This window comes from Paenibacillus sp. FSL H7-0940, assembly GCF_037979415.1.
GTDB classification, from domain to species: Bacteria; Bacillota; Bacilli; order Paenibacillales; family Paenibacillaceae; genus Paenibacillus; species Paenibacillus amylolyticus.
Map to the genome: position 1 here is coordinate 2,839,283 of NZ_CP150280.1, position 23,073 is coordinate 2,862,355.

Here is a 23,073-nt window from a genome sequence, read left to right on the forward strand (position 1 = left end):
CTTGTTTGTTTAACAATCTATGCTTAACCTTTCCAGTTCCCGGACACGGGATGAATACCCCAGATATCTGTCGCATACTCACTAATGGTACGATCACTGGAGAATATGCCGGAATGTGACGTGTTTAATATCGCTTTCCGAGTCCAGCCCGGAATATCCCGATACGCCTGGTCAATCGCAGCATGCGCGTCGGCATAAGCAGCAAAATCACGCAATACAAAGTATTCGTCACCATGGGCCAGCAAGGAGTCATAAATATCCCAGAACTCCCCGTCACGATAACAGAATGCACCTGGATGCACCAGTTGCTCCACGACCTCGCGAATGCGTTCATCGTGCTGCACAATCTCATTTGGACGATAGCTGCCGGAACGATAATACTCAAGTACTTCGTCTGCACGCAGACCATAAATGAACATATTTTCTTCCCCAACCTGCTCCGCCATCTCCACGTTGGCTCCATCCATCGTGCCAATCGTTAAAGCCCCGTTCATCATAAATTTCATGTTGCCCGTACCGGAAGCTTCCTTACCTGCGGTTGAGATCTGTTCACTAACATCCGCAGCGGGGATGATCTTCTCTGCAAGAGAGACGGAATAATTTTCGAGGAAAAATACCTTCAAGCGGTCATTCACGGCCGCATCCCGATTCACCGTGTCAGCCACGTTGTTGATCAACTTGATAATTTTCTTGGCAAAATAATAACTCGGCGCTGCCTTGGCACCAAAGATGAATGTACGTGGTACCATATCAAACGAAGCATCATTCTTAAGCCGGTTATACAGATGCATAACATGCAGAATGTTCAACAGTTGACGTTTGTACCCGTGTAGTCTCTTCACCTGTACATCAAAGATGGAATCCGGATTCACTGCTGTCCCGGTATGATCCAGAATATACGCAGCAAGCCGCTCTTTGTTATCCCGCTTAATTGAACGGAACTGCTCCTGGAATGATGTATTATCCGCAAAACCAGCCAACTGGTCCAGCTTGCCCGGCTCTGTTATCCATTCGTTACCGATTGTATCCGTGATGAGATCCGACAGTTTCGGATTGGCATGCATCAACCAGCGGCGGTGAGTGATACCATTCGTTTTGTTATTAAAACGCTCTGGATACAGTTCATAGAACGGAGCCATCTCGCGCTCTTTCAAAATCTCGGTGTGCAGAGCAGCAACACCATTCACGCTATGACTGCCTACAATCGCCAGATGTGCCATCCGTACCTGATCGTTTGCAACAATCGCCAAATGCCCTATGCGATCCTGATCTCCCGGATACCGGTCCAGCAGCATGCCACAGAAACGTTTGTTGATCTCTTCAATGATCATGTAGATTCGTGGCAGTAGCCTGCTGATCATGGATACAGGCCACTTCTCAAGAGCCTCACTAAGCGTTGTATGATTGGTATACGATACAGTACGGGTTGTGATATCCCATGCTTCATCCCAGCCGTACCCCTTCACATCAATCAGGATGCGCATCAGTTCTGGTATAACCAAGGTTGGATGCGTGTCATTAATGTGGAAGGCCACTTTATCAGGCAAACGATCATACGGTAGCTCCAGCTTGTTGAACGTACGCAAGGCGCTCTGTACACCTGCTGAGCACATGAAGTATTGCTGCTTCAATCGCAGCAGCTTTCCTTCGTACTGGGAATCATCCGGATACAGGAATTCCGAGATTGATTCAACCGATCGGCTATAATCCAGATAACCGTAGTAGTTCGAAGGGGTGTCGAGTGAAGTCTCGCGCTTTGGCTCGGCACTCCATAGACGCAATGTATTCACATGGGTTTGACCATAACCGATGACAGGCACGTCATAGGGTATGGCGACAACCGATTCGGCATCTTTTGTAACAAACTGATATTCTCCATCCTGCTCATGAGCTTCTACTCGGCCCCAGAACTGTACTTCCACCTTTTTGTCTGGACGGCGGACTTCCCATTCATTGCCCTTATCCAGCCAATTGTCGGGTAACTCTACCTGATTACCATTGATGATTTTTTGCTCAAACAACCCGTATTTATATCGAATCCCGCAACCATGTCCTGCATATCGTAGTGATGCGAGTGAATCCAGGAAACAGGCAGCGAGTCGTCCCAGACCTCCATTACCGAGTCCTGCATCCGCCTCCTGTTCTTCTATCTCCTCCAAGGAGAAGCCCAGCTCAGCTAAACTGTCACGCACCAATTCCAATTCATTCACATTCAACAGATTGTTGCCGAGCAGACGTCCAATCAGGAATTCCAGCGAGAAGTAATAGACCTGTTTATCCTGGCGCTGCTTGAACCCCTGATTCGACGCTGCCCAATCCTGGCCTGCATATTCACGAATCATGCTTCCCAGTACATGGTACACGTCTTCCTGTGTTGCTTCTTCAATCGGTTTGCCCAATTTGCTGACCAGATTCCGTGTAAATATACTCTTGAACGTTTCCTTGTTGTCAAACAAAAGTAGGTTCCTCCCGGGGAAATCCTGCAGGATGGTGGCGGTTCATATACTCAATTGCTCAACATTGTGCAAAGTGGCCGTTACGGTTACGAATCGTTCTTATGATCGCTGTTACCCCTGTATTTTCTTGAATTTATTAATTAGATGTTAAAATACAGTGATAAAGGCGAGCGCTTCGCTTCTTCAGAATCGATTTCGTCCCCTCCACTACGTTTGCATGCTGGTGAGAACTTTCGAAGATGCAATTCATGCGTCGAAAGTGTATGAACCTTAAATCCATCCTACAGGATTTTTATTTTATATATATTTATAGAAGATATCGGTTACGTGGGGACATTAGATAATAGTACTTTTCGCTAAAATGTATGGATTCGACGGGTCGCCGATCAGCGTCTGTCCTCCGGTCAGCTTCACGTCTTTATCGAGAATGACATTCTCAAGTACCGTTCCCTCACCAATGTAACATTTCTGCATGATGATGGAACCTTTTATTTTGGCACCCTTCGCCACCTGTACACCACGGAACAGAATGCTGTCCTCCACCTCTCCACCAACAATGCAGCCATTGGCGAGAAGTGAATGTTTAACATCGGCGGTATCCAGGTATTTGGCAGGTGCTTCGTATTTAATTTTGGTCTGGATCGGATCTTCCTTGAACAGTTGTTCATATTGCCCTGTGTTCAGCAGATCCATACTGTTGCGATAATAACTGTCAATGGAATTGATGACTGCGTGATAGCCATCATATGCATACGCAGCGATATTCAATCCATCCGGATTTTTTTGAATCACATCCCGGAAGAAATGGCTCTCGCCATGATCAATGCAGCGTTGCACCTGGCGCAAGAACAATTCTTTTTCCATGATGAAAATTTCTGTATATATATTCGGTTGATTAGCGCTTTGGTGAATGTCCACCACGTTACCGTCCCCGTCATGGTCAACTTTGACACAGGCGTCATGTTCAGGCAGCAACTGATCTACCTTTTTGCAGACCAGTGTAACGTCCGCTCCTTTACTGATGTGATACCTGTAGACATCCTGGAGGTCTGCTTTGGTCACATGACGACTGCCCGCATGCACAACATATTGTCCTGCCCCTCTGTGGAAAAAGTCCAAATTGTTATGGAAATGCTGCAAGTCCCCTTGTGATGTATCTGTTGGATCGTTCCAGTCTGGTGGCAAAATAAACATGCCCCCATGCTTGCGATCCAAATCCCAAGGTTTACCGTCACCAAGATGGTCCATCAACGAGCGATATTTTCGCCGTACAAATACACCAATACTCTCAATTCCTGCATTCATCATATTGGATAGAACAAAATCGATCAGACGGTAACGCCCGGCATAAGGCACCGCGGCTCCGCAGCGAAAATAAGTCAATTCCTTCAATTCTTCAAGTTCATGGTCAAGGTTAATAACTCCGATCAATTGTTTCATCGCATGCACCGTCCTTTTGACTTCAATTAGGCCTTGCTAGTTATTCCTTGGCGAAGCTGACGTTCCAGTTCTTCCTGATCCACGAGCAATATATCACTCTCATCTTCCGGTGCAGGCGAAATCTGTGTTCCATCCGGAATAACCAATCCTTCTGCGATAATAGCTCGGTAAATGCGCACATTTTGCCCGATTTTCACTCTTGGCATGATCACCGAATCAATGACCGCACTGTTCTCACCAACTTCAATTCCATAGAACAGAACAGAATGATTGACCTCACCATGCACTACAGTACCTTCACTAATAATACAATTCCGCACCTTGCCCGAAGGTGAGATGTATTGTGCAGGTTGGTTTGGATTACGTGTGAAAATACGCCAGTCCGGATCATTCAGATTAAACGGTGTGTCTTCGTCCAAAAGGTCCATATTGGATTCCCACAGACTGCGAATGGTACCAACGTCTTTCCAATAACCTTCAAATGGATACGCATATAAGGATTTTTCATTTTCAAGCAATAAAGGAATAATATCTTTACCAAAATCATAGGAGGTGGATGCCTGTTGTTCATCCTGGATCAGGAAACGTTTCAGTACATCCCACTTGAAGAGATAGATACCCATGGAAGCCAGTGTGCTCTTGGGCTCAGGAGGTTTTTCTTCAAATTCATAGATGCTATAGTCATCGTTGGTGTTCAGCACTCCGAACCGGCTGGCTTCTTCCAATGAGACATCAATGACCGATATGGTGCAATCCGCATCTTTTTCTTTGTGATACTGGAGCATTTTTTCGTAGTCCATCTTATAGATATGATCCCCTGACAGAATGAGCACATGCTCAGGATCGAATTGTTCAATAAAGTTCAGGTTCCGGAAGATCGCATCCGCTGTACCCCGGTACCAGTTGCTACCGTCTTCACGTTCATGTGGAGGAAGTACATATACCCCGCCGTTTTTCCGATCCAGATCCCAGTCACTGCCAATGCCAATATAGGAATGTAAGACAAGTGGTTCATATTGGGTCAATACACCCACTGTATCAATACCAGAATTAGAGCAGTTACTCAGCGGAAAATCAATGATTCGGTACGTGCCGCCAAAATATACAGCCGGCTTAGCCAGTGATTTGGTCAAGCCTTTTAACCTCTTACCTTGCCCTCCGGCAAGTAGCATCGCTACAACTTCTTTTTTCGCCATCATTACAGCCTCCTCCACGTGCATTCGTTCTGATTCATTTCAGAGCCCATAATCGATATTCTGTTGTGTGGACACTGTTGTCTTGATTAGGAGCTTGCTGTACAGATGTGTAACCGGTGAATCTTTGTTGCAGTTGAACTTCTTGGATTGTAAAGCCTGAAATAGAGATGATGCTGGTGTAGAATTGCTTGACTGTCTTACAGAGGTGAAAGTTAGATGCAGAACTTAAGGTGTAGCTCGTGAAAATGAAATAGACTACTCCTATTTAACATTAAACACGAAACGGACTGGGGAATCTTAATGGAAAACATCGACATCAAGTTGCGGGTAAGATTACCCTTTCTCTTGCCGCTGTTATTCATATTGTATTCGATAATAGAGAAGCAAAATCCTTTTGGAAAATTCATGGTAAAAGTGTGACACTACTAGACCCATAAACCTATAAAATCAAAAATGCAGGTCTTACGAATCAGAAAACGGCAATAAATTTGTAAATTTTTAGAGGAATATATAGAAATGTGTCGAATAGATAGATGTGGTATAGAAGTTATGATCAGAATTGCCAAAGCAATCTATCAGAAAATTACATACTAATAACTATAAATTATTTGGAGGTTGTTATGTTATCTGTAAAACAAGCAACAATAAAAGATAAAATTAAAGATACATTTAATGGGGATCAGTTCAATATAGTATATTTGAGTGGATCAACTGGGAGTGGTAAAACATACTTAGTAGAAGATTATTTAGAAGAAATTAATAATTATGAAGACTGGAAAGGCTATTATATTGAAGGTAAAAGCGGAGATGTAAGCGCATATTCAACGATTATTCAAGCCGAGAGTGTTCATTCTCCCAAAACAGAAATTACAGGTAAAAGTTTGAATCTAGGATTCAGTGTATTTAAAATTTTTAGCATTGGTCTGAGTAGCACTTCTCGAAGAAAAGAGATATTTGACACTAAAATCGATTTTTTTATAAAAATGCTAAGAAAATCAACTGAAAGTAATATTTTAATTATTGCAGATAGCTTTGAGTTCTGGGATGAATCTTCTAAGACTCTGATAAAGGCTATCATCAATCACAAAAAAATTTTAGATCATAAAAAGGTTAAATTACTCATTATTACAAACGAAGATGACAGTTCAAAAGTGTTGAATTTAAATGCTAGAACACTTCTTAATTCGGTGAAAAACTTGAAACTATTGCTTCCTATTTCTGATGAAATAGAAGAAATTGTTAAACTACTTGGGTATAATTTGGGACTAACCAAAGATCAAATCGAAACAATCATGTCTTTAAGTGGAGCTAATATTGATTTTATTAGAATAGTTATAGAAGCTTTGTATACCGATGGAATATTAAAAATCAATAAAGAAGCAGCAGTAGATTTAAATAGTATACTTCAACATCGTCTAAAAATATTTGGTTCTAGAGAAGCTGATGCCCAGAATGTTCTTAAAGCTTCATCCATTATTGATGGTGAATTTAACACTAATGAGATCAGGTATCTTTGCAATGAAAATAATGACGTTGATGATCTGTTGTATGAGTCCTATACTCATTTATTCTTAAAGAAAGGACTTAAATTCACTTTTTCTAATAGTATAATTAGAGACTTTTTTTATAAGAAAGTCACAGGCACTCAAGCAAGATTTCACTTACAGTACACAAAGTACTTAAAAAAAAATAAACCCGAAAACTATTTCTCGCGGGCACTACATCTCTCGTTAGCAGATGAAGAAGGACAAGAAACTAAAGAAGTATTTGGATTATTTGCTTTAGCATACTGTAGAAACATGGAAATCTCAGCTAATGAAGAGCATCAAATTCAAATCAAAGAGACGCTTAATTATTACATTAAGAATAATACCAGATCTAATTATCTGAAAACTGATTTTGATCACTTATCTAAGGCATGTGATTATTATTTGTCTCAAAACTATAAGGAATCCTATCAAAAGTTGAATCAAATATCAACGGCACATTCACTATTATTTCGTTCTGAGGTATTAAGAATGAAGCTTCTAGTCTCACTAATGTTAGATTTGGACACAGCTAGAATAGAACGAGATACTGAAGCTCTGTGTTTAGTTTTAGACGACATTGGGCAAGAAGAAGCAGAACACTGGGCTCAATGTAACTTTGCTCTCTTCTCAACTTATACGAATAAACTCGGTCAATTTAATAGAGGTAAACAAATTGCGGACAAATTACAGAACTTTATAAGTAAACAAAATAACCGACCATTTTTCGAATATCTTGGTAGAGTCTTGGACAGAAAAAGTTTCTTATTTAATTCTGCAGAAGTTTCCATCGGACCTATGTCAGATAGTGTTGCATATTTTAAAAAAACCGATGACTACTTGCAATACTACTTTGCCCTGTGCAACCTTGGAGGGATTTTAATTGTTCTTAACCAATTCGAAAAAGCTTCATCACATATGGAAGGATGCTTACGTCTTATTGAAGAACATGATTACATTAAATTCCCTTCGATAGAAAAAATTTATAACAATTTATTTTTAGCTAACTTTTTATCTGTTTTCAGAAGTAAAGAAACAATAAGCGAACAATTTTTCGAAGAGAGTATAATGAATTTTAGAGAAAAAATCCAAAATACTCCAACCGAAAAGGACGCTGTGATGTTAATTAATCTTGCAAATTTATATTTGATAAATAGAAATTATCAAGAATACGATGCAACTGTACACACTCTGAAAAATAAAATTCTTGTTAACAGTACTGATAGTTTCTATGACTATCATTTAATCAATTTAGAATTAGCTAAAAATATACTTCAATACGATTGGTCTGACGCGGAAAAATTACTCGATAAATTTAAAGATAATATCCCCAATTTTCATACTAAAAATGAAAAAAAAATAAAAAACAGGCTGGCAGCCTTGAGCAAATTGATTAAGAATAAATTGATACTCGAACCTGCTGAACTTGACCAATGGGTATACGACAACTCAAATCCTAGAGATGAGTCTAGTTCTTTTCATTGCAGATTATTTCTGTTTTCTGATCTACAGTTCTCATCATTATAGCAAGGTATCAATAATCCGTTTTAGAGGATAATCCAATTATAGAACTATATATATCATGATACTCTAAACCTAATTGGTTATAAGCATAAGCAAAAGAGCTATGTTTGGTTGTATAGGGCGAAGCAGCTATATCCATTAAGTAAGCATCGCCCTGGTTATCAATTCTAAAATCTACTCTCCCATAACTTCTTAGCCCCACAAGTTGAGCGATGTCAATCGCTGTTTCTCTTACTTTTTCAATCACTGAGCCTGATAACTCCTTATCTAGGGAGTAGAAATTATAATCATCATTGAAAGAGCAGTCGGAGGTTAGAATGCTCTGTTTAAGATGATTTTCACCATTTATTGAAATACCTATTGGATTTAAAGCATAAGGTCTACTAGAAATGAGTAAGGGAACTTCACACTCATACCCTTCAATGAATTGTTGAACTAAGATAGGGGAATTTTTCTCTTTACTATCATTTATGATTTCTAACTCTGTACTAGAATCAAACAATTTGATCGATGTCTCTGATAAGCCTATGCTAGCAGACTCGTGCATAGGTTTAATTATAATCTTTGTATCTAATTTGGGCTTATTTTCAGCTAACCATCCATTTGAAGGGTCGTAAACCCAGCTATCAGGGACTTTAACATTATGAACCTCTAAGTATTTTGTATAAATATATTTTGCTCTACTAAATGATATTACAAGTGCATCTGAGCCTGAATAAGGAATAGACATAAGATCGCAAAAAGATGGAATTAAAGATTTCTTCCCAATGTGCTGACCGTTTCTGGATAGATTATATACAAACCTTTTGTTTTTAAAATAAGATTGTTTGAGAACTTCCAGTATAAACTCGATTTCGTTAAAAAAAGTTTCGACGAAGAAATCAGCGTCTTTAATACCTTCAAATACTTCATCAAATTCTTTATCATTGAAAAATTCATTGTTAGTGGAATAGTTTATAAGGGAATTGTTTAATTCTCTCGTATTAGAACGTGTATTGCTTAGTAAAGAAATATGGTACTTCAATTTTAACTGAGCGGCTACTGATCTTAAATTTATTATCAAATTCTCAATGTCATTCATCACAAGACCTCCAAATAATTTATAGTTATTTGGAGGTTTTTCTCTACACTTTTAGATTATTCCTCGGATTAAACCGTGAAAGCACATCCTTCTTCCGTTCAACAGACACTTCTGTGTATATTTGCGTGGTGCTCACATTAGTATGTCCAAGAATTTCCTGGACTGATCGTAAATCTGCACCGTTGTTCAGCAGATGTGTAGCAAAGCTATGTCTGAGGTAATGAGGTGTTGATTTTTTGCTAACTTTAGATAAGTCCCTGTATTTAGAGTAAATATCCTCAATGGAGTAAATGGAGAGTCGATCACCATATTTGTTAAGGAACAGAGCATCAGATTGGGGGTCGAAATGTTCGCGGGCATGCAACCATGTTTTAATTTTATGGATGACTTCGCTACTTGAAATGTAGAGCAATCGCTCCTTACGGCCTTTTCCAAAAATCAACACGGTTTTCTCTTCGAGATCGATGTGCTCCATATCAATATTCACCAGTTCTCCAATACGAATTCCAATAACATAGAGCAGTTCAATAATAGCATCGTTGCGAAGGTTAATTCTTCTTCTAAAACTCGTGTGTAATTGTTTCATGTGCTCTTGTGGTGCATTTAATAACTTTTCAACCTCACTTACAGAGAGTGTCTTTGGTATACGCCTTGCCGTTTTGAATTTTTTCCCGAAACCAATAATTGGGGACTCGACTATATCACCATTTTGAACCAAATAACTAAAAAATGCTTTAAAGCATATGTACTTTCTTTTAATGGTCGAGTCTTTAAGTGTATGCTCACTGTTTAATTGTTCCAGATACATTCTTAGATTTTCTCTGGTTACATCATGAATATGTTTAGTGTTAAGCCATTCTACAAGTCTGTTGAGATCAGACAGATAGGCTTTAATGGATTTAAGGGATAGATTACGCTCTACGCTTAAATAAGTCTTATATTGCTTAATATAGCTGTTTAGGTTACTTGTACTAAGTCTCATGCTGCCTCCTGATGTCGATGTCATATGTTGCCAATGGCCCGACCTACATTATTACGCATTGAACTCCATTTGTGAAGATGCCCAAAGGCATAGATACAATATCCGAGATTTGAAAAACAAAAAAGAGCCGGATTCCCTCCGACTCGATACGTTCTCACTTATATAATTTTGCGGAACAGCTCCATCACTTCATCCTTGGACGGTTGATAGGGATTGCCTGGTGCACAGGCATCTTTCATCGCGTTATCAGCAAGCAGTTCCACATCGGGATCTTTTACACCCAATTCAGACAGTTTCTCAGGAATACCTACTTCCTTCGATAGCTGACGTATGGCCTCAATGACGTAATCCGAACACTCCTCATCACTTCTACCCTTCACATCCATACCAATTGCCTTAGCAATATGACGGAATTTGCCGGGTACATGCTTGGCGTTCAACTCTTCCACATAAGGGAGTAACATTGCGTTACAGACACCATGCGGCAGATCATATACGCCACCCAGTTGATGCGCCATCGCATGGACATAACCCAAGCCCGCATTATTAAAAGCAATCCCGCCAAGGAAACACGCATACGTCATATGTTCCCGCGCTTCCAGATCACTGCCGTCTCTCACGGCTCTAGGCAAATATTCAAAGATCAGTTCAACAGCTGCTGCAGCTGTCGCACTTGTCACTGTAAATCCACCCGGTGTAACCATGGCTTCTACGGCATGTGTCAACGCATCCATTCCTGTGGCCGCTGTGAGACTTGCAGGTTTGCTGAGCATCAGCTCCGGATCATTAATCGACAGGGAGACCAGACTGTTGCGGTCCACCATCACCATCTTTACTTTACGTTCCTCATCTGTAATCACGTAGTTAATTGTCACCTCGCTCGATGTGCCAGCCGTTGTGTTAACAGCCACAAGTGGCACGGACTTATGTTTCGATTGATGAAATCCTTCATATTCACGGATATGCCCACCGTTCGTAGCTACAATGCCAATGCCTTTGGCAGCATCCTGCGGTGAACCTCCGCCTATCGATATAATGGCGTCACAGCCATGATCCTGGAATACTTGTAGTCCATCATGTACATTCTGACATGTTGGATTAGGCTGAACCTCATCATATACGACATAGTCTAACCCTGATTTTCTTAATATAGACAGTACCTGTTCAGCAACACCTGAAGTAATCAATTGACGATCACTTACAACCAGCGCTTTGCGGATACCCATCTGTTCTATCATCTGGCCTGCTTCTTGTAAACATCCTCTACCCATCAAGTTCACGGGCGGAACATAATATGCATGTGTTGCCATTTGAACCAGCCTCCTGTAACCCCTGATTTACTATCTACATTGTAACTGAATCCGTTTTCAGATATAGTGAAATAAATCACAATTAGTCCGATAAATGTTACACTGAGGTTGATTTTTACCTGCAATGAAAAAGACGACTCAGACACCCGCAGGTCTCCAAGCCGTCTTACTTATCTATCTTAAAGCTTTATCCACTACTTATACCTTACCGAAGGTACTTACACTAAAAGCATCCTTACGAAGGCTTACAGCGCCTTATCGTTCACGCCGTCAAGCCATGCCTCAATCTCACCAATTACGGAGGATATACAGCCATCCTCGAATGGAGAGTTCAATCCAGCCAGTTCAACCAATCCAGTGAAGGACAGGCTTCCTCCCGCTTTACACAATGTCAGATAGTCGGCCCATGCGGACTTCATGTCCTCATTGCTGCGTTTCCAGAACTGGAATGCACAGATTTGTGCTAACGTGTAGTCAATGTAATAGAATGGCGATGAGAAAATGTGACCTTGCTTATGCCAGAAACCACCCTGCTCCAGATACGCATTATCTTTGTAATTGATGTGTGGCAGATAGGTCTTCTCAATGTTGCGCCAAGCCTGCTTGCGCTCCGTTGGAGTTGCATCCGGGTTCGCATACACAAAATGCTGGAATTCATCCACAGCTACACCATACGGAATGAACAACAGACCGGAAGACAGGTGATCAAACTTGTACTTGTCCGTATCTTCCTTGAAGAACAACTGCATCCACGGCCATGTGAAGAACTCCATACTCATGGAATGGATCTCAGCCGATTCATATGTCGGCCAGTTGTATTCAGGCACTGCAAAATCACGGCTCTCATACACCTGGAAAGCATGACCTGCTTCATGTGTCAATACATCAATATCACCGGAGGTACCGTTGAAGTTGGAGAAGATAAACGGCACTTTGTAATCGTTCAGGAACGTACAATATCCGCCGCCCTGTTTACCTTTTTTGCTTACCAGATCCATAAGCTCGTTTTCGGTCATCATCTGGAAAAATGCATCCGTCTCTGGTGATAATTCAGCGTACATTTTTTTACCATTATCGATAATCCAGTCCGCGTCACCCTTAGGTGTCGGGTTACCCGTCTTGAAGCTGAAGCCCTGATCGTAATAATATAGCGTCTCCACATCAATCCGATTACGCTGACGCTCTCTGAGCTTGGTCGCCACAGGCACGATATAATCACGGACTTGTGCACGGAAGTTGGCAACCATCTCGGCGTTGTAATCCGTACGGTTCATACGATCATAGCCAAGTTCCACATAGCTTGGATATCCCAGTTTCTTCGCGATCTGTGTACGTACTTTAACCAGTTCGTCGTAAATGCGATCAAATTCAGCTTCATGTTCAGCCATGAAAGTGTATCTGGCTTCCGAAGCACGCTCCCGCATGGAGCGATCCGTGGACAGTTCAAATGGATGAAGCTGTGGCAACGTGCGCTCTTCACCTTCGAACGGAATTTTGGCCGATGCGATCAACTGATTGTATTCTGTGGAAAGTTTGTTCTCCTTCTGGAGCTCTTCAATAATTTCCGGGCTGAATGTTTTCAGTGAAAGATCCGCCAGTTGGAACAGCTGTGAACCCCATTTTTGTTCCAACTCGTTGCGGAATTTGGAGTTAACCAATGCACGGTAAAAATCCGTGATATATTCCTGCACAATTGGTGCATTCTCATCCAGAAATTCGTTCTCCGCCTTGTAAAACTCATCATTGGTATCAATGGAATGACGAATGTAGACCAATTGGGCTTGTGTCTCAAAATCACTGCGCAGCGCGTTAATCTGATCCATGAACCCACTCTGTTCTTCAACCGTTGCCGCAGCTTCAAAACCGCTCAACAGCTCACGGAAAGATGTCTTGATGTGTTCCAGATTCGGACGTGTATACGTATACTCACTAAATTTCATTTATGTACACCCTTTCCTGTTTGGCAGAATTTCGGGAGTATCCCGAGTTAAACTACCCCCTATTATACAAAAGAGCAGCTAAAAAATCCCATAATTACGAAAAATATTTGTCCATCGGTCAAATTGTGCAACATGAATGGTTACAAATATTACTTACTTATGTAAGGTCAGTGCCTCAAAATTTTTCCCCACACAAATAAGCCCGCCTCGCGTTAGCGAAGCCAGCTTATAGGTTGTCTCTCTTCTTTTCACATTTAAACAATACTAGCTTTGGTCTTTATCCATAATCTGATAGAACCAGCCCATTCCGACCATGCCCACGACCATAATAACGGCCATAATAATGATATATGTCATGAATGTAACCTCCCTGCTTCCGTATATTCATCACACTACTACTAGTGTACACGGTGAATCGCCGTTTGAATTGACCGAACATTGACAAAAATACGAAATCTTTAATTTTAATAAATGGATTATTTCCCCGATCACACTAAATCATACGTACCTCGCTGCACGGTGCAAAGTTTCATCCGCCATGCTTACGGTGTATACTATACTTCTATGAAATGGAATTTGGATTTTTACGCAGAAAGGTTGAAAGACATGTCAACTCGCATTCCCTTACGTCAGCTATTTCTTACTGTTTTATTAGCCCTTATGTTATCTGTTTTGACCGCCTGTGCTGATGGAGAAGCCCATCTAACGGTAAATATGGATGGATCAACGGATCTGGATCTCAATCTCAACGTAAAGAACTCCGCTCTTGGAAAAATTGGACAAGACAATCTCATGCCTCTGATCGCAGATGCATTGAATCGAAATAACTTCCAGGCAGAGGTTTCGGAACAGGGAGATCAGAAGCAGCTCACAGCGACCACCCATTATGAAAAAAGTAATAAAACCAGCTTTGATACGTCCAAGTTACCACAAGGGATCAAGGTTGAACAAACAACTTCCCCCGGCTTCTTCACTTCCAAGATGCACATTACAGCAGAAGCCGACCTCATGGAGTCCATGCCCGATGGTGAGATCAAAAATCAAATTAACAAGGTGCCTAGCTTTCTTAAAAACCTCTTGTTAAAAGATGTTAACTTTGACTTCAAGTTGTCTTTGCCCATCAAGGCAGCCGATTCCAATGCGGATCAGGTGGAGGATGGCGGGAAAACGCTCATTTGGCACGTTTCACCACTCCAGATGAATAAACTGGATCTGACTGTACAGGTTCCTAATATCCGGAACATCATCATCATTGCAGTCATTGGTCTATTATTAATCGTTGCTCTGCTCATTTGGTTTTTTGTTCGTCGCAGACGGGCCAGACAGCGCCATAGTACAAGATCACATCGTGAAAAAAATTAATTCTTCACACCAATTTTATTTGTGACTTGCCAAACGGTGTTATGGATAGTAGAATACATCCGTACTGTGTGAACGGTTAATTTTTTATTAAGCAAAGCTAAAGAGGTGACAGGTTTCATGAATATCCGCGAATGCCCACTACCTGGTATCGGAGTTAAGTACCAGTTTGATACAAAGGGCGGCCATCAGTTAGTCATTATTGTGCATGAGGACGGACGCCGTGAATTATTCTCCGTTGATCCACAAGACAACGAAGAACTCACTCTGATTGCAGATTTGGAAGATGACGAATGTGTAACCCTCTCCGGGTTAATCGGAGGCTGGTCGTAAATGACAAAATAACCTGTACCTTGAATTTCAAGGCGCAGGTTATTTTGTCATTTACGTTACCCTTTGAGAGCGAATATATGGAACCCATGTATTCAGTACGCGGCTAATCTCCGTGGAATGAAACGGTTTGCTGATAAAGTCCTGCATCCCGCATTTCAGACACTCCTCACGATCACCCGCGCCTGCAAAAGCTGTAATCGCTGCAATAACCGGTATGTCTGGGTGGCTCTGTCTGATGTGGCAGGTCGCTTCAATCCCATCCATAACTGGCATTTGAATATCCATAAATACCAGGTCATATTGAACCTTGTTCAATGAGTCGACGGCCTGTGCACCATTCTCAACGATATCACAGACTCCGCCAAACTTGCGCAGCATCTCCTCCAACAGATGACTGTTGACCGCTTGATCCTCAGCAATCAAAATTTTGATGTCATGGGCAAGACTCGCTCGATCCAATTGCAGTTCATCATTCGTTGTGATTTCGATTGGGTCATTACTCTCCTCTAACCACCGCTCCACTACGAGAGTGAACTGAAATTCTGCCCCCTCACCGATCTCACTCTGTACACCAATCGCTCCGCCCATTAATTCTACCAGTTTTTTGCTGATCGCAAGGCCCAGACCTGTCCCGCCAAACTTACGATTGATAGCCGGATCAAGCTGTGAGAAGGATTGGAACAACTGATGCTGCTTTTCTATTGGAATGCCAATCCCCGTATCTCTCACTTTAAAGGTCAACATCAGGTTATCCTGACCATGCTCATCTGAGTAATCAGTACCTACGCTCACCATTATACGGCCCTGCTCTGTGAATTTAACGGCGTTACCCACCAGATTAATCAAAATCTGCCGGATTCGTGTCTCATCCCCTCGAATGCGTTCAGGAATATGATCCGACACTTCACAATAGAGTTCAATATTTTTCTCTGATGCCTTCAGTGCAAACAGCTCGATCACCCCACCCAGCATCGCTTTAATATCTACAGGTGCTCGCTCAAGATCCATTTTGCCTGCTTCGATTTTGCTGAAATCCAAAATTTCGTTCAAAATGTACAAAAGGGATTCGCCGCTATCAATCATGATTTCCGCAAAACCTTTCTGTTCATCATTCAGCTCGGTTTCCATTAACAGATGGGCCATGCCCATGATGCCGTTTAATGGCGTACGAAGCTCATGACTCATGATGGCGAGAAACTCGGACTTGGCCCGGTCTGCATGCTCTGCTGCTTCCTTGGCACGTATGATGTCCTTAACAGATGTCATATCACGGAAAACCAACACTGCTCCGCGGGTTCTACCCTGATCCATAATCGGCTTCAATTGGAACTCCGCCAGGAAACTGGACCCATCCTGTCTCCAGAATACGGATTCGGTACGTGGCAGACCTCGTCCCTCACGAACAGCCTGTAGAATTGGTGTATCCTTGGATGGGTAGGGGATGCCTTCGCTCTGCATTTGGATCATCATCTGTTCTAATGGTTTGCCATTCAATTCACTTGGACAGAAGTTCATGATCTCCGCAGCGGCCGGATTGGCAAAGTTCAGATTCCCTTCCAGGTCCAGTCCAATAACACCCTCAGACATGCCATTCAAAATCAATGCCCGTTCATAACTAAGATTCTCGATTTCTTCGACGTAACGTTTGGACTCAGTAATGTCACTCGTAATCCCGTAGATCCCAACAACTTTGTCCTCGAGTATAATAGGAACATTAATCACATTTGTTTCAATCCGCTGCCCATTTTTGTGAATTAAACCTATCTCGTAGCTCTGTGCATTGCCCTTCACCGTTTCCTCAAAATGATATCGAGTCTTCTCCAGATCCATAGGATCAATGAGGTGATCAAAAGGCCGACTCAGCAGCTCCTCTTTGGTGTGTCCTGTCAACTGTTCCTGACCCATATTGGCTTTCAGCAGATTGCCTTCCAGATCAAGAGAAGCCACACCTAGGGGATTACAGTCAAATAACGATCTGTACTCCTGCATGCTTAACTGTTGTTGCTGGCTGGCTGTGATATCCCGGGTTACGGCGACCATCTCCATTAATTCACCTGAATCGTCATATACATAGTGCGTAATCGTATCTGCCCATACCGTAGATCCATCCTTATGTAACAGGCGATAATTGAGCCGTTTGGGAGCCAGACCCTTTCGCTGCTCTTCTACGTACGCTTCAACCAAAGGCACATCCTCCGGATAGATAACAAATGTTCCCGGCTTACCTATAACTTCTTCCAACTCATAGCCCAACATGCTTTTACATGCATTCGATACATATTTAAATGTACGACTTGAATCGGCATCATGTATTGCAATCAGGTCTAGTGAAGACTCCGCCAGCAGGCGAGAGATGCGACTGCTCTCTTCCAATTGCTTACGTTGCACAATGAGGATTTCCTCTGCATCTTTTTGTTTCGTAATGTCAGCAGCCTGTACCAACAGATACAATGGCTCACCATTCGTTTCATCCCTAACAATGCAAGCTCTAATGGTTGCCCATAATAACGAACCGTCCTTTCGTTTCAGACGAACCTCCGTCTCGTACATCGGACTTGTTTCATGAGTCATTTCCCAGAACTTGCTGCGGAATTCCTCCATATGCAGATCTTCTTCGTAGATCATATGTATGACCGAAGTATCGATCAGTTCATCTTCACTGTATGCAAGCATCTCGCAAAATGCAGGATTAAGCTGCAACCACCGTCCATTTACATGCGATGCGACAGCAATGCCGATTGGTGCGTGTGTATACAATTGTTCGAACAGAGATCGGCTCTCTGTAATGGATTTCGACATCACATGTCCTCCTTTATGAGAATCTGAATGTATTCCGTATGAATAGATCGACCTGAACATAACTTCATCTATAGAGTACTACCCCAAATGCCATGATTGATAAACGAGATCGGGCAAAATCCCTGCATGAATCGACATATACTACACAATACCCGTGCTCTCCCGATTATACAATGTTGAATATTCGAACAGGAACGGAGGTTATAGATCATGATCATTGTTGCTAATCAACCCGTCCAGCTGAACCGCTCGGAATGGTCTGATTTTGAATGGTATTGGTTACAGCAACTCCAGAATCGTCCAACGAGGTATGTGTACCAATCCATGGATCATCTTCGATTTGAATGGGACTTGAGGGGCTCTCTCGTGGAAGCCGCGGAAGGACTGGATCGAAGCGGTGTTAGTTTTGCATCCTTTGAAAAATCCAGATGTAATCCTGCCTACTGGAATCGTAATGCGGAAGGTGGGTTTGAGCTAAGATCAAACGTGACCCCAGCCGACGGCATCCGGGATATCTGGAGGAATGGACACTTATATGCTTTTGAATGTGCAACAGCTACCGTTATTGTGCTGTATGGTGGAGTGCTGGGAAGCATTCGCGAAGACGCCTTTAATTCCCTGTTTCGCAATCTGTTACTCTTTGACTGGCATTATGACAGTGACCTGCGATTAACCGAAAAAAACGGTAGCGAAACCGCCCTGCCAGGAGATGTGCTGTATTTCAAAAATCCGGATGTTTCTCCGGAAACCCCCGAGTGGCAGGGAGAGAATACGTTCATGCTGCGCGAGAACTTGTATTATGGTCATGGCATTGGTATTGCAAGTGGCGAAGAGATTATACGTACCCTGAATCAGTTCCGCGTTCCAGGTAGCCGAGTCTCCGCCTACTTAATGGATATGGTGATCTATCCGGACTTCTTTTATTTATCCCGATTCGCCAAAAACAGCCAGAATAATATTGCCGCTGGTTCTACGCCTGTATTACCCGGACAGTTATATGTACGACTTGGTGGTAGCCGTTATTTACGTAGCTGAACTACTGAAATGGAAACGGCTTTTGCATTAAATTGCGAACAATACCTCAATCCAAGTGATGACAAACAAAGCCCAATACAGTAGCAGTTAACCTGCCACCTCATTGGGCTTTTTTACATCCAAAAAAAAATCATTACTATATCGACATTCGCTTTACCTTTGTGCTACATCGAGGATCGAACCTCGCCGTTTACGCATTCGGGTCCAGTTGCACAACAACCTGTTTACCACTTACCTGAACACCTGTCGTTTTGCTACCGAATTCAGCCAGCGATTTGCTCAGCTGCTCAGCCCACTCCTTGCCTGCAACTCCTTCTTTGGCTCCATGCACCTGGATGACGAGTTTTACCGAATCACCCTTCTTCAGAATGCGCTCCGCCTGAGACTGCTTCGTCTCCCGGTCATGATCTTCCATCGCAAGGTTCAAGCGAATTTCCTTGACTTTACGTTTATCGGGAGATTTACTCGCTTTTTTCTTCGCCTGCTGCGCTTCTGCTTTGGCCGCTCCAGCTCCAATCAGCTTGCATGGCGGTGGACTTGTCATCAAGGACAAGCACACCAGATCTACTTTATGCTGCTTTGCAAGTAGAAGTGCTTCCTGCGTGGACATGACACCCAGATCTTCACCATTCAGGCCGGTCAGCTGAACTTCGGCTGCTTTGATCTTTTCATTTTTGATCATGATTCTTCCTCCTCTACATCAAAAGCCTGTCCTGACCATTTACGGATCAGAGCAGGCTAGGATAGTGTTGCTACTTATTTGTAATACATATCAGCGTACAAATACGCCAATCGGTTTGATTTACAGCGTGTTGAATGCTTCCGTCAGAACCGGTACAATTTGTGATTTGCGTGATACTACGCCTTTCAAGATAGCTCTGCTATCAGACAGCGTCACATTGTAGGCTTTCTCCACTGCTTTAGTGGATGTACCATATGCCAAAGCTACGGAATCGTTGTTCAGAATGTCTGTTACGACAAATACAAACAGGTCGAGACCTTTACTCGAAATGATCGCTTCAATAGCTGCTTCAAGCTCAGGTTGCTTCACGAGAACATCATTCACGTCAACGGCATTAACCTGTGCAATTTCCACTTTGGATTGACCCATTACGAATTCTTTGGCATCCAGGGAAATCAGTTCAGCAATTGTTTTTTGGCTCAGATCCGCGCCGGCTTTCAGCATGTCCAGACCATAAGTGTCTGCATCTACACCAGCAATGGCAGCCAGTTCACGTGCAGCGGCTACGTCCTGCTCTGTGCAAGTCGGGGATTTGAACAACAGGGAATCGGAGATAATCGCAGACAGCATCAGGCCAGCAATCGGTGCACTCACTTCGATGCCATTTTCTTTGTACATTTTATTCAAAATGGTTGCTGTACAACCTACAGGCTCTGCACGGAAATACAGAGGACCGCTTGTCTCAAAGTTAGCAATACGGTGATGGTCGATAACTTCAACAACAGTCACTTCCTCAATATCGCTTACACTTTGCTGACGCTCGTTGTGGTCAACCAGAATAACTTTGTTTACTTCATTTGCAGCTGTTTTAATCAGACGTGGTGCTGCAATTTTGAATTGATCCAGTGCAAACTGGGTTTCACCATTGACTTCGCCGAGGCGAACTGCTTCAACGTCCTGACCCAATTTTGTTTTGAGATCCGCATAGGCGATTGCCGAACAGATCGTATCCGTGTCGGGATTTTTGTGACCGAAGATTAACGCTTTTTCCATATTCATAGCCCTCCGTCAATTCTGATTTATATAAGTTTAACCAAAGAATGTTTACACTTGCCACTCCGATGACAGAATAACCTTCCGATCGCTGTTATCCCCAGATTTTTTGATTCCCTTTTAAAGGGAAAATCCGGTGATAAAGGCGAACGCTCCGCTTCTCCAGCTTTTTTCTGTCCTCTCCGTTCTCGTGTAAAAAGTTTAGTTGAACTTATATAGAAAATATATGTCATATTTCAATCATACCCTACTGATTATAGCGCTAATAAGGCTTAATTCCAATCCCTTTACAGCGAATTAATTGCAAATCATTCTCAGGCAAGTCATTTTGGAAAATAGCCAAACTTGGTTCATTCCCCTCAAGCTGATATGGTATGTATCCTATTTATTCCATCCTACAACCTTATAAATTAGCATACGAAACTCTGATACGCAACGAAAACATTAAATCTCAGGCTCTTCCGCGCTCTGTCCTTGCTGTACAAAAAAGGTCTGTAGACTGCCGTCCTCGCTAATCTCCAGCAGGTTCAATTGCGCTCCGTAGGCACAACCACCGTCAATGCCAATTTTGTCTCCGCTCGGGTCAAACCAAATGCCTGTCTCATCATGCAAATGCTTCACGGGGGTGTGTCCAAATACGACCGTCTCTCTAATCGTCGTTGGTCTGGAATAGAAAGATTCACGAATCCAGATAAAGTCCCGCTCGGACTGGCTTCTCCAATCCTCGATATCCGGGTTGATCCCGGCATGTACAAAAATATAACCCGGAATTTCGTACACCAGCGGAAGCTGTTCCAGAAAACGAAGATGGTGTTCATAGTGTGTACGTATCCACTTTTTAGCTTCAGCATAAGCTTCCCAATCTATCTGCTGCTCATCATAAGTAAGCTCCAGATCCAGATAACTTGCCATCGTCTGTAATCCACCATTACGGATCCAGTGTTGATCATATTGCTCCACATCCTGGGTTAACGCCTTGACCATCATGGCATCGTGATTGCCTTTGATCACCATAATATGGTGCTGTTGCTGAAGCTGCATAATCTGTTCGATGACCTGTTTGCTGCTTGGACCGCGATCCACATAATCACCGAGTAAAATCAATTCATCCTGCTGCGGATTATAATCTGCAAGCTTAAGCAGTGCATTAAATTCATCGTAACAGCCATGAATATCACTAATGACACATCTGCGCATGTGAATCTCTCCTCCCCCTGATCACGCAAGAGTATAACCGGAACCTTGCATGAGCAAGATTCCAGTCTGTTTAGAGTAGTTATTCCCGCTTGCTCACCATTAGTCCTGCTTGAGTCCAAAGGCTTCTGCAATCAAGCCGAATGAGCGCAGACGTGCTTCAAACGAATGGACCGCTGACGCAATAATGACTTCATCCGCTTCATGGCGTTCAGCCATTGCGGTAATTTTGTCTCTCACCTGATCCGGTGTTCCCACGATGGAAAAAGAACGACGTTGACGAATCTGTTCCATCTCCATCGCTGTGTATGGATAGTTGTTCACCGTCTCCAGAGATGGGAATGAACTTTGTTCAAGACCTCGTCCAAGGCGTAAGAAGAAAAGTTCATTGCTGCGCGCAAGTTCAGCGGCTTCTTCCTCTGTCTCCGCGCAGAATGCCGAAACAGCGATCATTGAATGTGGTTTGTCATTCAGGATAGACGGCTTGAAATGTCTGCGGTAATGCTTCATCGCTTCTTCGCCGCCTGGTGTTCCGAAGAATTGGGCAAACGCATACGATGTCCCTTGCGCTGCAGCAATTCTAGCACCTTCGGAGCTGGAACCCAGCAACCATACTTCAGGAACCGTTGGAACCGATGGTCCGGCTACCAGGGATGCGAACCGATGATCCTCGGGCAACTGCTCGTGGAAGTATCCGCCCAGATCCGCGATCTGTTGCGGGAAAAATTGTACATTCGATGATTTGCCTTCATTCAGAGCTCTGCTGGCAATCGGCATGCCGCCCGGTGCTCTGCCAATCCCAAGGTCAATCCGTCCCGGATGCAAAGCTTCCAGCAGACGGAAATTCTCTGCAACCTTATAGGCACTATAATGAGGAAGCATAACGCCACCGGAACCTACGCGAATTCGATCCGTATGTGCAGCCACATGTGCAATCATAACTTCAGGACTGGAGAATGACAGTGCACCACTACCGTGATGCTCCGACATCCAGAAACGGGAGTACCCCAATTGATCCGCATGTTGTGCGAGTTTCACCGTTTCCTGCAACGTATCCTGTACACTTCGTCCTTCATTGATATGTCCATGTTCGAGTACACTCAGCTTCATATATATTCAATCCTCTCGTCTGTTAGGTTCATAAGTGCTGTGAATATGAGATC

General features: G+C 42.9%; 16 protein-coding genes. 4 read left to right on the forward strand and 12 right to left on the reverse strand.

Annotation, left to right across the window (positions count from 1 at the left end; translation table 11 throughout):
* Positions 1-23: 23 nt before the first annotated feature.
* The 3 genes from MHB71_RS12235 to MHB71_RS12245 all read right to left on the reverse strand — a co-directional run bounded on the left by MHB71_RS12235 (position 24) and on the right by MHB71_RS12245 (position 5,092).
* The gene (locus tag MHB71_RS12235) at positions 24-2,456 is read right to left on the reverse strand and encodes a glycogen/starch/alpha-glucan phosphorylase (protein ID WP_340029729.1); all 2,433 of its coding nucleotides are present in this window, start codon (positions 2,454-2,456) and stop codon (positions 24-26) included.
* A 336-nt stretch (positions 2,457-2,792) separates the two neighbouring features.
* A complete protein-coding gene (glgD, locus tag MHB71_RS12240; protein ID WP_340029730.1) occupies positions 2,793-3,896 on the reverse strand; it encodes a glucose-1-phosphate adenylyltransferase subunit GlgD in 1,104 nt (367 codons plus the stop codon).
* Between the two features lie 26 nt (positions 3,897-3,922).
* A complete protein-coding gene (locus tag MHB71_RS12245; RefSeq protein WP_036608767.1) occupies positions 3,923-5,092 on the reverse strand; it encodes a glucose-1-phosphate adenylyltransferase in 1,170 nt (389 codons plus the stop codon).
* A 620-nt stretch (positions 5,093-5,712) separates the two neighbouring features.
* Between MHB71_RS12245 and MHB71_RS12250 the strand changes: the two genes are divergently transcribed.
* A complete protein-coding gene (locus MHB71_RS12250; RefSeq protein WP_340029731.1) occupies positions 5,713-8,145 on the forward strand; it encodes a hypothetical protein in 2,433 nt (810 codons plus the stop codon).
* Between the two features lie 7 nt (positions 8,146-8,152).
* Here the strand turns inward: MHB71_RS12250 and MHB71_RS12255 are convergent, their stop codons facing one another.
* The 4 genes from MHB71_RS12255 to MHB71_RS12270 form a co-directional block, all read right to left on the reverse strand.
* Positions 8,153-9,223, reverse strand: a complete 1,071-nt coding sequence (locus MHB71_RS12255; RefSeq protein ID WP_340029733.1) for an ATP-grasp domain-containing protein — start codon at positions 9,221-9,223, stop codon at positions 8,153-8,155.
* 43 nt (positions 9,224-9,266) lie between these two features.
* Entirely contained in the window at positions 9,267-10,205 is a 939-nt protein-coding gene (locus tag MHB71_RS12260; RefSeq protein WP_340029734.1) for a tyrosine-type recombinase/integrase, read from the reverse strand.
* 158 nt (positions 10,206-10,363) lie between these two features.
* The gene (locus MHB71_RS12265) at positions 10,364-11,515 is read right to left on the reverse strand and encodes an iron-containing alcohol dehydrogenase (protein ID WP_340029735.1); all 1,152 of its coding nucleotides are present in this window, start codon (positions 11,513-11,515) and stop codon (positions 10,364-10,366) included.
* 245 nt (positions 11,516-11,760) lie between these two features.
* Complete coding sequence (locus MHB71_RS12270; RefSeq protein WP_340029736.1) at positions 11,761-13,455, reverse strand: M3 family oligoendopeptidase; 1,695 nt, start codon at positions 13,453-13,455, stop codon at positions 11,761-11,763.
* 606 nt (positions 13,456-14,061) lie between these two features.
* On the opposite strand from MHB71_RS12270, the gene MHB71_RS12275 reads away from it, so the two are divergent.
* Positions 14,062-14,817, forward strand: a complete 756-nt coding sequence (locus tag MHB71_RS12275) for a hypothetical protein (RefSeq protein ID WP_340029738.1) — start codon at positions 14,062-14,064, stop codon at positions 14,815-14,817.
* Positions 14,818-14,934: 117 nt separating this feature from the next.
* On the forward strand, positions 14,935-15,147 hold the full coding sequence (locus MHB71_RS12280; protein WP_017688899.1) for a hypothetical protein: 213 nt from the start codon (positions 14,935-14,937) through the stop codon (positions 15,145-15,147).
* Between the two features lie 51 nt (positions 15,148-15,198).
* Here MHB71_RS12280 and MHB71_RS12285 read toward each other — a convergent pair whose 3' ends face one another.
* The gene (locus MHB71_RS12285) at positions 15,199-17,946 is read right to left on the reverse strand and encodes a PAS domain S-box protein (RefSeq protein ID WP_340029739.1); all 2,748 of its coding nucleotides are present in this window, start codon (positions 17,944-17,946) and stop codon (positions 15,199-15,201) included.
* A gap of 210 nt (positions 17,947-18,156) precedes the next feature.
* Here MHB71_RS12285 and MHB71_RS12290 point away from each other — a divergent pair, with 210 nt between their 5' ends.
* Complete coding sequence (locus MHB71_RS12290) at positions 18,157-18,981, forward strand: protein-glutamine gamma-glutamyltransferase (protein ID WP_076327827.1); 825 nt, start codon at positions 18,157-18,159, stop codon at positions 18,979-18,981.
* Between the two features lie 190 nt (positions 18,982-19,171).
* Here MHB71_RS12290 and infC read toward each other — a convergent pair whose 3' ends face one another.
* The 4 genes from infC to MHB71_RS12310 form a co-directional block, all read right to left on the reverse strand.
* Positions 19,172-19,663 (reverse strand): translation initiation factor IF-3, encoded by a 492-nt coding sequence (infC, locus tag MHB71_RS12295; protein ID WP_047842654.1) that lies wholly within the window; start codon positions 19,661-19,663, stop codon positions 19,172-19,174.
* Positions 19,664-19,783: 120 nt separating this feature from the next.
* Positions 19,784-20,716 (reverse strand): manganese-dependent inorganic pyrophosphatase, encoded by a 933-nt coding sequence (locus MHB71_RS12300; protein ID WP_076217128.1) that lies wholly within the window; start codon positions 20,714-20,716, stop codon positions 19,784-19,786.
* 444 nt (positions 20,717-21,160) lie between these two features.
* Positions 21,161-21,913, reverse strand: a complete 753-nt coding sequence (locus MHB71_RS12305; protein ID WP_340029740.1) for a metallophosphoesterase family protein — start codon at positions 21,911-21,913, stop codon at positions 21,161-21,163.
* Positions 21,914-22,012: 99 nt separating this feature from the next.
* Positions 22,013-23,020, reverse strand: coding sequence for an LLM class flavin-dependent oxidoreductase (locus MHB71_RS12310; protein ID WP_339199203.1), 1,008 nt, complete (start codon positions 23,018-23,020; stop codon positions 22,013-22,015).
* Positions 23,021-23,073 lie beyond the last annotated feature (53 nt).

Bases quoted from the DNA above. Each gene is read 5' to 3' on its own strand.
- glgD (WP_340029730.1), bottom strand. From the start codon at position 3,896: ATGAAACAATTGATCGGAGTTATTAACCTTGACCATGAACTTGAAGAA.
- MHB71_RS12245 (WP_036608767.1), bottom strand. From the start codon at position 5,092: ATGGCGAAAAAAGAAGTTGTAGCGATGCTACTTGCCGGAGGGCAAGGT.
- MHB71_RS12250 (WP_340029731.1), top strand. From the start codon at position 5,713: ATGTTATCTGTAAAACAAGCAACAATAAAAGATAAAATTAAAGATACA.
- MHB71_RS12255 (WP_340029733.1), bottom strand. From the start codon at position 9,223: ATGAATGACATTGAGAATTTGATAATAAATTTAAGATCAGTAGCCGCT.
- MHB71_RS12260 (WP_340029734.1), bottom strand. From the start codon at position 10,205: ATGAGACTTAGTACAAGTAACCTAAACAGCTATATTAAGCAATATAAG.
- MHB71_RS12265 (WP_340029735.1), bottom strand. From the start codon at position 11,515: ATGGCAACACATGCATATTATGTTCCGCCCGTGAACTTGATGGGTAGA.
- MHB71_RS12270 (WP_340029736.1), bottom strand. From the start codon at position 13,455: ATGAAATTTAGTGAGTATACGTATACACGTCCGAATCTGGAACACATC.
- MHB71_RS12275 (WP_340029738.1), top strand. From the start codon at position 14,062: ATGTCAACTCGCATTCCCTTACGTCAGCTATTTCTTACTGTTTTATTA.
- MHB71_RS12280 (WP_017688899.1), top strand. From the start codon at position 14,935: ATGAATATCCGCGAATGCCCACTACCTGGTATCGGAGTTAAGTACCAG.
- MHB71_RS12285 (WP_340029739.1), bottom strand. From the start codon at position 17,946: ATGTCGAAATCCATTACAGAGAGCCGATCTCTGTTCGAACAATTGTAT.
- MHB71_RS12290 (WP_076327827.1), top strand. From the start codon at position 18,157: ATGATCATTGTTGCTAATCAACCCGTCCAGCTGAACCGCTCGGAATGG.
- infC (WP_047842654.1), bottom strand. From the start codon at position 19,663: ATGATCAAAAATGAAAAGATCAAAGCAGCCGAAGTTCAGCTGACCGGC.
- MHB71_RS12300 (WP_076217128.1), bottom strand. From the start codon at position 20,716: ATGGAAAAAGCGTTAATCTTCGGTCACAAAAATCCCGACACGGATACG.
- MHB71_RS12305 (WP_340029740.1), bottom strand. From the start codon at position 21,913: ATGCGCAGATGTGTCATTAGTGATATTCATGGCTGTTACGATGAATTT.
- MHB71_RS12310 (WP_339199203.1), bottom strand. From the start codon at position 23,020: ATGAAGCTGAGTGTACTCGAACATGGACATATCAATGAAGGACGAAGT.